General features: G+C 64.1%; 12 protein-coding genes and 1 pseudogene. 7 read left to right on the top strand and 6 right to left on the bottom strand.

What is annotated here, in order from left to right:
* Nucleotides 1–3 precede the first annotated feature (3 nt).
* Complete coding sequence (locus YUA_RS0142990; RefSeq protein WP_027536181.1) at nucleotides 4–507, bottom strand: GNAT family N-acetyltransferase; 504 nt, start codon at nucleotides 505–507, stop codon at nucleotides 4–6.
* 143 nt (nucleotides 508–650) lie between these two features.
* Between YUA_RS0142990 and YUA_RS0142985 the strand changes: the two genes are divergently transcribed.
* Nucleotides 651–1,040 (top strand): hypothetical protein, encoded by a 390-nt coding sequence (locus YUA_RS0142985; RefSeq protein ID WP_027536180.1) that lies wholly within the window; start codon nucleotides 651–653, stop codon nucleotides 1,038–1,040.
* A 60-nt stretch (nucleotides 1,041–1,100) separates the two neighbouring features.
* Here the strand turns inward: YUA_RS0142985 and YUA_RS0142980 are convergent, their stop codons facing one another.
* Complete coding sequence (locus YUA_RS0142980) at nucleotides 1,101–1,529, bottom strand: cupin domain-containing protein (protein WP_027536179.1); 429 nt, start codon at nucleotides 1,527–1,529, stop codon at nucleotides 1,101–1,103.
* A 351-nt stretch (nucleotides 1,530–1,880) separates the two neighbouring features.
* Here YUA_RS0142980 and YUA_RS0142975 point away from each other — a divergent pair, with 351 nt between their 5' ends.
* Nucleotides 1,881–2,372, top strand: a complete 492-nt coding sequence (locus YUA_RS0142975; protein WP_245285403.1) for a phasin — start codon at nucleotides 1,881–1,883, stop codon at nucleotides 2,370–2,372.
* A 273-nt stretch (nucleotides 2,373–2,645) separates the two neighbouring features.
* Here YUA_RS0142975 and YUA_RS0142970 read toward each other — a convergent pair whose 3' ends face one another.
* Together YUA_RS0142970 and YUA_RS0142965 are read right to left on the bottom strand one after the other, a co-directional pair.
* Entirely contained in the window at nucleotides 2,646–3,434 is a 789-nt protein-coding gene (locus YUA_RS0142970; RefSeq protein ID WP_035973196.1) for a Crp/Fnr family transcriptional regulator, read from the bottom strand.
* Nucleotides 3,435–3,653: 219 nt separating this feature from the next.
* Complete coding sequence (locus YUA_RS0142965) at nucleotides 3,654–4,208, bottom strand: PAS domain-containing protein (RefSeq protein WP_027536176.1); 555 nt, start codon at nucleotides 4,206–4,208, stop codon at nucleotides 3,654–3,656.
* Nucleotides 4,209–4,661: 453 nt separating this feature from the next.
* Here YUA_RS0142965 and YUA_RS0142960 point away from each other — a divergent pair, with 453 nt between their 5' ends.
* On the top strand, nucleotides 4,662–5,468 hold the full coding sequence (locus tag YUA_RS0142960; protein WP_027536175.1) for a rhomboid family intramembrane serine protease: 807 nt from the start codon (nucleotides 4,662–4,664) through the stop codon (nucleotides 5,466–5,468).
* 189 nt (nucleotides 5,469–5,657) lie between these two features.
* On the top strand, nucleotides 5,658–6,086 hold the full coding sequence (locus YUA_RS0142955; RefSeq protein ID WP_027536174.1) for a CBS domain-containing protein: 429 nt from the start codon (nucleotides 5,658–5,660) through the stop codon (nucleotides 6,084–6,086).
* A gap of 19 nt (nucleotides 6,087–6,105) precedes the next feature.
* On the opposite strand, the gene YUA_RS0142950 is transcribed toward YUA_RS0142955, so the two are convergent.
* Nucleotides 6,106–7,134 (bottom strand): patatin-like phospholipase family protein, encoded by a 1,029-nt coding sequence (locus YUA_RS0142950; RefSeq protein WP_027536173.1) that lies wholly within the window; start codon nucleotides 7,132–7,134, stop codon nucleotides 6,106–6,108.
* Nucleotides 7,135–7,377: 243 nt separating this feature from the next.
* Here YUA_RS0142950 and YUA_RS0142945 point away from each other — a divergent pair, with 243 nt between their 5' ends.
* Complete coding sequence (locus tag YUA_RS0142945) at nucleotides 7,378–8,451, top strand: hypothetical protein (RefSeq protein WP_027536172.1); 1,074 nt, start codon at nucleotides 7,378–7,380, stop codon at nucleotides 8,449–8,451.
* Between the two features lie 3 nt (nucleotides 8,452–8,454).
* Here YUA_RS0142945 and YUA_RS46745 read toward each other — a convergent pair.
* Nucleotides 8,455–9,347, bottom strand: a pseudogene (locus tag YUA_RS46745) (LysR family transcriptional regulator).
* A gap of 103 nt (nucleotides 9,348–9,450) precedes the next feature.
* Here YUA_RS46745 and YUA_RS0142935 point away from each other — a divergent pair.
* Both YUA_RS0142935 and YUA_RS0142930 read left to right on the top strand, forming a co-directional pair.
* The gene (locus YUA_RS0142935; RefSeq protein ID WP_027536171.1) at nucleotides 9,451–10,434 is read left to right on the top strand and encodes an aldo/keto reductase; all 984 of its coding nucleotides are present in this window, start codon (nucleotides 9,451–9,453) and stop codon (nucleotides 10,432–10,434) included.
* Between the two features lie 295 nt (nucleotides 10,435–10,729).
* Nucleotides 10,730–10,924, top strand: coding sequence for a hypothetical protein (locus YUA_RS0142930; RefSeq protein ID WP_018322145.1), 195 nt, complete (start codon nucleotides 10,730–10,732; stop codon nucleotides 10,922–10,924).
* The last annotated feature ends 694 nt before the right edge of the window (nucleotides 10,925–11,618 follow it).

The raw sequence follows: 11,618 nt of genomic DNA, 5'->3' as shown, positions 1-11,618 counted from the left end.
CGGCTATTGGGTGAGCTCGCGCAGCATGTAGGTCGCGCCCGCGCCATAGGCTGCGAGCTTGGCGCGTAGCGCCGCATCCGGTGTGGCGGGCTCAAAGCCGAGACGCTGCCACAGCGGTCGCGTGCCGTAGACCGAGACCAGCGCAAGCGTCGCGATGCCGGATGATCGCGCGAGCTCTTCGATCTCTGCGACATAAGCACGCGCCACGCCGCCGCGGAAGTCGGGCAGCACGGCGACATCGTGCACATAGAGACAGTCCGCAGCATCGGGCAATTGGTCGAGGAAACCGTCGAGCTGCGGAATTCGTTGCTGCATCCAGGGATGCGCGAGGCCGTAGCCTGCGATCTCGTTGCCTGCAGCAAGCACGCAACAGCCATCCGGATATAGCCGCATCTTTTCCGAAAGCACTTCGGGACGCTCGGGGAGATCAGGATGAATCCGTGCTGCGATCGCGCTGATCGCGGTGAGGTCTCCGGCGTGCGCGCGGCGCCAATGCGGCCTGCTCATCTCGATTGTTCCGTATCAACCATCGCAATTTATTCCGCCGCGCTGACGTGCGCAGCCAAAAATATCTTTGCGCCATTTTGAGGAATACCGCACGCATTGCGGCGTCCTACCTCGTGCAAGCCAATTGCATGACAGGAGACATCATGACGATTTCCTCGTTCCGCCTCGCGCTCACGCTCGTTGCGTCGCTCGCGATCACCTCCGCCGCGTTCGCGGCGCCGCCGGCCAAGACCGGCAAGACCGACAAGGGCAACGTGCTCACCGACGCCAAGGGCATGTCGCTCTACACGTTCGACAAGGACATGGACGGCAAGTCGGCCTGCAACGGCCCGTGCGCGACGAACTGGCCGGCGCTGAAGGCCGAGGCCAGCGACGCCGCCGGCGACGGCTACACCGTCATCACGCGGGACGACGGCTCCAGGCAGTGGGCCCACAAAGGCAAGCCGCTCTACACCTTCGCCAGGGACCAGAAGCCCGGCGACGTCACCGGCGACGGCTTTCTCAATGGCGCCTGGCATCTGGCGATGCCGTAAGCGATGTCCGAGATGCGCGGGACGGGTTGTGCTGCGCAGCCTGTCCTCGCGTCGCACACTTTACGCAGCGGGCGCCGGCACCAATCCGTAGCGCAGCATCGTCTCTTTCATCTTCGCGGGATCGGGTGGCGCGCCGGCCGACAGGAGTGCGGCCATCTCCGTGAAATATTGCGGGCCCAGCACCCCGGGGCTCAGGATGCACAGGCATGTCGCCGGACCGGTCGAACGGTTGGTAAAGCTGTGCACAATCCCGCGCTTGATGAAGACGGATTCTCCGGGGCCGAGATCGTTCTGCGTGCCGTTGATCGTCCAGGTCGAGACGCCGGACAGCCCGTAGATCGTTTCGTCCCAGCGGTCGTGATAGTGCGGGATCGGCATCCGCGCATTCGGCTGCAATGTCATTTCGAAAATGTCGACGCTGCCGCCGGTGTCATCCTTGCTGTGCAGGAAGCGGAGCTGAAGCGTACCGAAATTGATGATGTCGGACATCGCTGTGTCATCCAGGTAAGAGGTCGCTGCGCTCGGGGACCGAAGCTTCTCAATTGCTTGCCGGCACTGATCTCAAGTTGGCGCATGCAATTGCAGCAACTTTAAAGAGGCAGGATGTTGTCTGCGCGACTTCATCGCATGATTCGAACTAAAATCAAGGTGAGAGTCTGAAAGCGAACTGAAGCTTCGACTGTCGTTGGCCATAGTTGGCTCCGGCAGGGGGCGAGAGCGGCACATCCGCAGGGGCATCCCGCCATCGTGAAAGTAGGAGTACTGGTGTCCCGGTGCAGAAAGCACCTGGACGCGTCGGGGAGTCTTCAATCCATTATCTAGTTTCGCTTGAAAGGATGAATGCCCGTGAGTGATGCCAATGTGAAAGCCGAAACGAATGCCGCTCCGCTGAATGGAATGGCCAACGGAAGCACAAAGCTCCAGTTCGACGTACCCTTTTTTAATATTCAGACCATCTTCGGCAATTTCGCCGAGCCGGCCGCCGCGCGGGCCAAGTCAAACTTCGAGCAGATGAAGGCGACTTCCGAGGAAATCACCGGAGCTCTCTACGAAGCCTGTTCGACCAATGCCAAGCGTGCCGCCGAGTACGGCACCAAGGTCATCGAAATATCCAACACCAGGACCACCTCTGCGCTGGACTTCCTCTCCCAGCTCGCGGATGCGAGATCGTTTGCGGATCTCGTGAACCTCTCCACCGCCCACAGCCGCAAGACCTTTGAAGCGGCTTCCGCCCAAAACCGGGAGCTTTGGGAGCTGGCCCAAACGGCCGCGATCGAGACGACCGAGCCGATCAAGAAGAGCTTCAACCGGGTTCTGCATCGGACTGCTTGAAAGCTACCGGCCGCGTGGATCGGCTGGACGAGCGTCTTCGCCAGAAGAGACGCCGTTCAGCCGATGGCGGCCATCGTCGCCGTGAGGTGACGCCAAGCTGGAGGAAATCAAGATGGGTATGGTGATGATCAAGTGCCCGGAAACGGGCAGCGTCATTCCGACGGGCATCGAGATGGATCGCGAAAGGTTTCGATCCAGTGCGGTATTCTTTTCGCGGACATATTGCAGGATGTGCGCGGCGACGCACGAGTGGTTCGCCAAAGAGGCCTGGGTCTACGAGTCGGCCTTGGCGAACGGGAAGTCCGGGGGCAGGGAGTCGTTCGGCGGCGGCGCGGCGTGAAGGAGCCTCAAGGCATCCTGCGAAACGATCCGATCGATCCTGCGGCTCATCACCTTGTAGCACTCGCATGCGACGACCTCGAGTCGCTGCCTGTCGATCTCGAGTTGACCGCGGCGACTGGATTTCAGGGCCCTTGACGTTCGAAGTGCGCCCACGACGTGCGTGACCGTGGTACGCCGGACGCCGAGCAATTCCGATAGCGTCTCTTGCGTCAAGGGCAGAACGTCACCGCCCTCTGTCCGATCGTGAATGTGAAGCAGCCAGCGGGCCAGGCGGGCTTCGACGGAGTGCAGCGCATTGCAGGCCGCCACGTGCTGGATTTGTGTCATCAGCGCCCTGCCGAGAAGCTCAACCAACCTTCTGAGGGCGGGACTGCGTTCGAGCGCCGTCTGAAATCGCGCGGGCGAGATTTGCAACGCGGTGCCGGCGACGCGGACGACCGCCGTCATGGGTGACCGAAGGGGGCCGAGCACCGTCAAGAGTCCGACGGCGCCGTCGTTGCCGATCACGGCGGTTGCGGCCGTCTGTCCGTTCGGCAGCTCCATGATGAGGGCGATTGCGCCACTACAGGGAAAGTAGAGGTGATCGATCCGGTCGCCCGATCGAACCAGGACGGCGTCGTGCTGGAGCGATACCTTCCGCAAATGCGGTGCAAGCAAAGCGAAGTCGGCCGGCGGTAAGGCAGCTAACAGGCGATTACCAACTCTGGTCGCGTGCTCCATCACGGGTAATCATCCCTCGACGGAAGCGGCTGGGAAACGGCGTCGTCTTCGGCCGAGCCGCGTTGCCGTGCAGATACTCGCCCGGCAAACAGGCAAACGTATCGTGGCAGCTAAGGTTCCGTTGATGGACCGCAGGCCCGGCGTGTCTGATCGCCATCCGATTCAGAGATGATGGTCGGGGCCGTTTGCACACGCTGTGCGCACGGCCCGAAAGTTGCTCTACCTCAGCCCCTCATACACCATCAGCCCGCGTGCGATCTGCAATTTGCGGATCGCGCGCGGCAGCAATTTCTCCGGCTGATGCAGATAGCGCCACGACGTGACGGTGAACGGGCCAAGCGCGCCGCATTCGTCATCGAATGGCGCGAGCACGCCGGTTACGCTCACCGGCGTGTGCGGGCGGGCGTTGAAGGGCAGCAGCAGCAATTCGAGATGGGCCTTGCTGCCGTCCTCGCGAAGCGCAGTGAGGCCGGCGATGGCGCCGAGCGTCTCGTCGGCGACGATGGTGGTGATCTCCTCGATCTCGCGGCGGCTGCCTTCCGCGAACAGCGCGGCAAAGCCTTGGTCCTTGAGATCGCAGCCGGCAAGCGCGCAGACGCGGGTGCCGGCGACGCGGAACGGAAAACCGAGCTTGGGCTCGCAGGACAGGACGAAGATGTCGCCCAGCAGTTCGCGCACGGCGGCCGGGTCGATATCGGCCCGGTCAGGCGCCCGCGCGCTGCCGCGCTTCTTGTCCCAATACGCGAAGAATGCGCGGGTTGATGGATGTTTCATGACTGACGCTCGCCCCGGGGCGCAACCTCATGGGACAAACCTGTCCCGCTTCAGTGCACCTGCGATCCCTGTGTTGTTGTGCAGGAGGGGAATTGCAGCGTCCATGCCGCGGGGGCGTTTTTGGCCTCGCGCAGGCTGGCTTTGCGTCGTTAACGTTAAATTAACTATGCGCTTTGCCCCGGCCGCGCGGCTGCTAAGGTGATCGCGGTCGCAAGCCTCGCCGCTTTTTTCCAGGTTCTCGGCGAGGTCTGTACACGGGCGTCAAACAGTTTGGTCACTGGCCGCGGGGAGGGGTGGGGATACTCCTTGTTCCTCCGCAGTGTCAGGAAGATCGACACGGACAGGCAGGGCTTTCCCAGGGCCCTGCCTTTTCCGATTGTGCACTTGCGCAAGGCCGGCAAACGCGACTATCTCCAAGCTCTTGCTTCGATTGCGCCTGAAAGTGAAACCGCCTTGGATTCCCCGCCACCACCGTCAGACCAACCGGTCGTCGTCGAAGAGGCCCCGCGCGAGCCGATCCTGACGCTGCCGTTGCCGCTGACGGCCTATGTCATCCTGCTGGCGCTGATCCATCTGCGGGTGCTGCTGCCGCCGGAGCTGGAGAACTGGACCATCGACGTCTTCGGCTTCATTCCGAAGCGCTACGATTCCTCGCTGGTCAACCTGCAATTCGAGGGCGGCGCCGGTGCCAAGGTCTGGACCTTCGTCACCTATTCGCTGCTGCATGCCAATCTCGCCCATCTCGCCTTCAACGTGCTGTGGCTGCTGCCGTTCGGCAGCGCGCTGGCGCGGCGCTTTGGCGCGGTGCGCTTCTTCGTGTTCCTGGCGGTGACGGCGGCCGCCGGTGCGCTTGCCCACCTCGTCACCCATGAGCACGCGGTGGTGCCGATGATCGGCGCCTCGGCCTCGGTTTCGGGCGCGATGGCGGCCGCGATCCGGTTCGCTTTCGTGCGCGGCAGCTTCCTGTCGTTCAGCCGTTCGGACGCCGATACCGCCGCCAAAGTTCCGGCGCTGCCGCTGTTGCAGGCTCTGCGCGACCGGCGGATCGTCGGCTTCCTGGGCGTGTGGTTCGCCCTCAACATCATCTTCGGCGTCGGCGCCATCGGCGTCGAAAGCGTCAGCGCGAGCGTCGCCTGGCAGGCGCATATCGGCGGCTTCTTCGCAGGGCTGTTGCTGTTCGCGCTGTTCGATCCCGTGCCGCGTGTGCGAAACGATGATGCTGCGCATGCGTCATCACAGGACATTACAGACGGCATTTGAAGCGGTGCTTGCGGCGCGGCCCGAATTCATCCATCATTCCCGGGAAGAATGTTCCGAAGCAGCAAGCTCATAGAGGCTGCGCTTCGCACAGCGCCTGAAGGGTGAAACCGGCGCCGAAACTGTTAGTTGAAGACTCGCGAACAAGTCCGGGCCGCGCAAAGCGGACGGATCCGATTCTGGGAGGCGACAATGACGGTACGTTCCATTCTCAATACCAAGGGCCACCAGATCATGAGCGTCGAGCCCGACGCGAAGCTGGCTGCCGCAATCAAGCTGCTCGCCGAGAAGAAGATCGGCGCGGTGCTGGTGATGGACCAGAGCCGGCTCGAGGGCATCCTGTCGGAGCGCGACATCGTCCGTGTGCTCGGTGAGCGCGGTGCGGGCGTGCTGGAAGAGCCGGTGTCTCAGGTCATGACCCGCAAGGTCGTCACCTGCAAGGAGACCGACACGGTCGCCGAGCTCATGGAAATGATGACCACCGGTAAGTTCCGCCACCTTCCCGTGCTGGATAACAACGAGGTGGTCGGTCTGATTTCGATCGGCGACATCGTCAAGCGCCGGGTCCAGGAATACGAGTCCGAGCAGGAAGCGCTGCGCGACTACATCAAGACGGCCTGAGCCGCCTTACGCGCCGAGCTTACTCCACCGCTTTGGGCGCGGCGCCTTCGGGCGCCGGCGCCAGCACGTCGATCGTTTCCTGGATCGACTCCAGCGCGCGTTCGGCGGCGCGGGTGCCGTGCGCGATCAGTTCCTCGGCGCGATGGAAGTCGAACCAGCCGTACTGGCCGACCCGCGGCGTGATCAGAAGGTCGGGCGGATCGCCGGCGAGCCGCGCGCGGGTGATGCGGTCTTGCATGATGTTGAAGGCATCCACCATCACCGAGGAGATGCCGGGACGACCGGCGGTGCCGAAGAACTCGCGCTTGACGGTTCTCTCCGGCGAGAAGAAGCGCGGAAAGCGGCGCTTGGCCGGAATCTTCTCAGTGATTGGGGCAACCGGCGCGGGCCTCGTACCGTGCTGATAGATCGTCGTCGAATGCGTGAAGACATCGGTGGACAGATTGACGGCGATGACGATTTCGGCCCCGAGCGCCCGCGCAGCCGAAACCGGCACCGGATTCACCAGCGCGCCGTCGACCAGCCAGCGGTCGCCGATCATCACGGGCGAAAAGATGCCGGGCAGCGCATAGGAGGCACGTATCGCCTCGATCAGGCGGCCGCGCGTGAGCCAGATCTCGTGGCCGGTGCGGACCTCGGTCGCGACCGAGGCATACTTCATCGGGAGATCCTCGATCATGGTCTGGCCGATCGCTTTCTCGAGCCGGCTTGCGAGTTTCTCGCCACCGATCAGGCCCGAGCCGTCGAGACGGATGTCGAGATAGCCGAGGATGTTGCGGACGCCTTGCAGGCTGCGCGCCCAATCTTCCAGCGTGTCGAGCCGGTCGGCCGCATAGGCGCCGCCGACGGCCGCGCCAATCGAGGTGCCGACCACGACATCGGGCACGATGCCGTTGGCCAGCAGCGTCCTCATGATACCGATATGGGCAAAACCGCGTGCCGCGCCGCCGCCTAGCGCCAGGCCAATGACCGGTTTGCGAATGCTGCCGAGCCCGACTTTCTCGCCATTGGAGCCATTCACGCTCCGACCTCTCAACATCTCCAGCACCGAAACTCTCCTACTCCGGGCCGTCCTCACTCCAGAGTAGGCGCCGCGCTGCCGCTTCGCCAGACAGAGGGCAAAGCTTGGTTTATAGCGTTCGGGACGCTGGGGGCAGGAGTGTGGCGAGGGCCGGTTGCCTCTGATGCAATCACGCAGGTGTCATTCGGGTTCCAAAGAACTGCATCGGGCCGTAATTCCTGGGGTTTCAGAGGCTTGAATTTGCCGCGTTTTCGGTGAAAAGCAGGTGGCATGACTCTCGGGGGTGACGGCATCATCGGATGGCGGCGCGGCGGCAGGCTGCTGCCGGCGCTCGTCCTTGTCGCGTGCCTCCTCGTATCAGGGCAAAATACCGCGCAGGCGCAGCTTTTCTCCGACCGGCCGCCGCCAGTGCCGCCGGCTTCGGTGCCCGATCCCGGTGGCGCCGTCAGCCTGGCGCCGCCCTCCGGTCCGGGCGCCGGTCCCCTGAGCCTGCCGCCGACCCTGACACAGCCGAATACGCCCAGCATGCCGCCGCCCGCGGTGACGACCGTGCCGCCGGCAGCCCCCCTCAATGCCGCCGCGCCCGGACAGGCCGTGCTGTCGCTGAGCGCCAAATACGGCAAGGACACGCCTGCGATCAGCAGCGGGCTGGTGTGGCGGGTGTTTGCCGATCGTCCCGACGAGAACGGCACCTTCAAGCTGATCCGCGAGGACCGCAACCCGACCCCCAACATCGTGCTGCCGCCCGGCAACTACGTCGTGCACGTCGCCTTTGGCCTCGTCAGCGCGGTGCGCACCGTCAGCCTGAAGGCCGAAACCGACCGCGAATCCTTCGTGCTGCCGGCCGGGGGCCTGCGCATCGAGGGGCGCGTCGGCACCAGCCGTATTCCGCTGAACCAGATCTCGTTCGCGATCTACAAGGGCAGCCAGTTCGAATCCGGCGAGCGCGCCTCGCTGGTGCCGAACGTCGCCGCCGGCGACGTCGTGCTGCTGCCGGAAGGCACCTACTACATCATCTCCAACTACGGCGACGCCAATTCGGTGGTGCGCTCGGACATCCGCGTCCAGGCCGGCAAGCTCACCGACGTCACCATCACCCACCGCGCCGCCGTGATCACGCTCAAGCTCGTCAGCGACAAGGGCGGCGAGGCGCTCGCCAACACCGCCTGGTCGGTGCTGACCCCCGGCGGCGACGTGATCAAGGAATCGATCGGCGCCTTCCCGCGCGTCGTGCTCTCCGAAGGCGAATACCGCGCCATCGCCAAGAACGAGGGCAAGGTCTACGAGCGCGGCTTCAACGTCGTCAACGGCGTCGACGGCGAAGTCGAAGTCGTCGCGCGCTAATCCTCACTTCCGATATCTGAGCGCCTCCACCAGCACGGCAAACGCCGGCGTTGGCTGCCGTCGGCTCGGATAATAGAGGTGATAGCCCGCAAACGGCGCGCACCAGTCGGCGAGCACGCGGATGAGCCGGCCGTCGGCGATCTCGCGCTTCACGAGATCTTCCGGGATGTAGGCGAGGCCAAGCCCGGCCAGCACAGCGTTCATCCGCAACAGGCCTGTGTTGAACACGAGCTGGCCGTCGACGCGCACCTTCATGACGCGGCCGCGCTTCTCGAACTCCCAGGCATAGATCCCGCCATAGGTCGGCAGGCGGAGGTTGATGCAATTGTGCTCGGTGAGATCCTGCGGCTGTTTCGGCTTGCCGCGCGCGGCGAAATAGGCGGCGCGCCGACTACGGCCATCCGCATCTCCGGCCCGATCCGCACTGCGATCATGTCCCTGGCGACCTGTTCGCCGAGGCGCACGCCGGCGTCGTAGCGCTCAGCGACGATGTCGGTGAGGCCATAATCGACGACTAGCTCGACCTTGAGGTCGGGATAGCGCGGCAGGAGCTTTGCCAGCACCGGCCACAGGACCGTCTGCGCCGCATGCTCGCCCGTGGTGATGCGCACCGTGCCGGCCGGCGTCTCACGCAATGCGGCGAGCGCTGACAGTTCGGCGTCGATCTCGTCAAAGCGCGGCCCGATCGTGCGGAGCAGCCGTTCGCCGGCCTCCGTCGGCGCGACGCTGCGGGTGGTGCGGGTGAGAAGCCTCAAGCCCAGCCGCTCCTCTAGCGCACGCACGGTGTGGCTGAGCGCCGACTGCGACACGCCGAGCTGGGCGGCAGCGCGGGTAAAGCTGCGCTCGCGCGCGACGGCGAGAAAGGCGAGCAGGTCGTTCGTGTTGGTGCGGGCCATTCATGAATCCAGTTCATGAGTACATGCCGATTTTATCACCTAATCGCGGCGCCGTGCGCGGCCTAAATTCGCAGCCGAACGTGGTGTTTAAAGGAGAGCTGCGATGCAGACGCGCAAACTCGGCAAAAGTAGTCTTGAAGTGTCGGCCCTCGGCCTCGGCTGCATGGGATTGAGTTACGGCTACGGCCCCGCGACCGAGAAATCGCAGGCGATCGCGCTGATCAGGACGGCACTCGAGCGCGGCGTGACGTTTTTCGACACCGCCGAGGCCTACGGCCCCTTCGTCAACGAGGAGCTGGTGGGCGAGGCGCTGGCGCCGTTCCGCGACAAGGCGGTGATCGCCACCAAGTTCGGCTTCAGGGACGGCAAGGTCGACGCCGGGCTCGACAGCTCCCCCGCCAACGTCAAGGCGGTGGCGGAGGCCGCGCTGAAGCGGCTGAAGACCGACCGCATCGATCTGTTCTATCAACATCGCGTCGATCCTGCGGTGCCAATCGAGGACACCGCAGGCGCGGTGAAGGATTTGATCCGCGTGGGCAAGGTGCTGCATTTCGGCCTGTCCGAGGCGGGCGCCTCGAGCATCCGCCGCGCTCATGCGGTGCAGCCCGTCACCGCATTGCAAAGCGAATATTCGCTGTGGTGGCGCGAGCCGGAGCAGGAGATCCTGCCGACCCTGGAAGAGCTCGGCATCGGCTTCGTTCCGTTCAGCCCGCTCGGCAAGGGCTTTCTGACCGGCGCGATCAACGAGAGCACGATCTTCGACAGCAGCGATTTCCGCAACATCGTACCGCGCTTCTCATCGAGCGCACGCAAAGCCAATCAGGCGCTGGTCGATCTGCTCGGCGAACTCGCTGCCGCGCGGAAGGTGACGCCGGCGCAGATCGCGCTGGCCTGGCTGCTCGCGCAGAAGCTGTGGATCGTGCCGATACCTGGCACCACCAAGCTGCACCGGCTTGAGGAAAATCTCGGCGCGGCTGCGGTGACGCTGTCACAGGCCGATCTCGCGGCCATTGCAGAGGTGCTGGCCAATGTGGCGGTGCAAGGCGACCGCTATCCGGCGCATCTCCAGGCGCGGGTCGGCCGCTAACCTTTGTTGTGAATGTCCGGTGAGCGTTCGCTTACCGGACATTTCCGTGCTGTGTATCGCTGTAAGCGCCACCAAGCCGCGTCGGAGCCGCGGAGAAACACCGGCGGCATCGGCTTATTCCAGGCTTGTCGTGACTCCGTCATAACCGGTGCAAGATACGTATTTCCGATAATCAATTTCATTCGCTTTCTGTCCTGCTGGGTTATATGTCGGGCATCCGTCCAATGGGGGAGGCCGGCGCAGCCTCGGTGGGCTTGCGTGACCGGCAAGGAGCAGGGGGACCAAGCGCGTCGGCATGTTCGAAGTGATCCTCACCAGGCGCAAACGGTTCGGTTGGCGGTGGCAGGTCTGCGACCAGTCCGGCAAGATATTTGCCGACGGCTTCGAGCGCACGCGGCCGTCCGCCAAATACCACGGCGAGCGCGCGCTGTTCTTTCTGCTGTCGCAGGCCTACCTGCGCAACCGCTCCGCGGCGTCGAGCGAGGACTAGATTCGATCGGAATCGGTCCGCAACTGGGTGAACGAAGCGACAGCCGGGACCGCTCGTGGTTAGAATCCGGATGTCGCTTCGCTCATCGAGCTACAATTCCTTGCGTTGCCCGACGGGCAAAACACGCCATCCCTTGGTCGATGCCACCCGCCAAAAATATTCCACTTTGCCGAAATTCGGAAATGGCGTATGTGTCGCCTCACTCCGGCCCAAGGAAGAGGGGCGTATCGCGATCGTCACGAACGCGGGCCAGATGGCGGTGGGCGTGGGTCACGTCGGCGCGAAGAGCTTTGCAGGGCGGGCAACCGTGAGCGAGAGCCGACGCGCGCACGACCGGTGTGATCTGCGTACGGCAAAATCGTGTGGTCCTGACGCCCGGGGTCTGTGCGTCAAGTCCTGCGGTGATGTGGAGGCCCGACCGGACCGCGCATCAGTCATCCGCAAGGCGACGGGGGCAATAGTGCATCGCTCCCCGGGGAGCAACTGTGAAGTAGACCAGTGATCGGTCGACCTCAAGGCTGGCGCGTGCGCGCCACCGCCTCCGGCGGCTACGGCCTTGACGTCGTCCGCTCACCGGTCTTTAGGCCGGGCATGCGCTCGGCGGAAGCCGAGCGGGATCGCTCGCTTCGTACCGCCTGACGTCCCATTTTTCGCCGCGCGCTATCATGATGTTGAGGATCACGATCAGCTTGCG

Source organism: Bradyrhizobium sp. WSM3983, from assembly GCF_000473045.1.
Classification (GTDB): domain Bacteria; phylum Pseudomonadota; class Alphaproteobacteria; order Rhizobiales; family Xanthobacteraceae; genus Bradyrhizobium.
The sequence above is the reverse complement of the archived record's forward strand: the minus strand, read 5'-3'. Positions and strand labels throughout refer to the sequence as shown.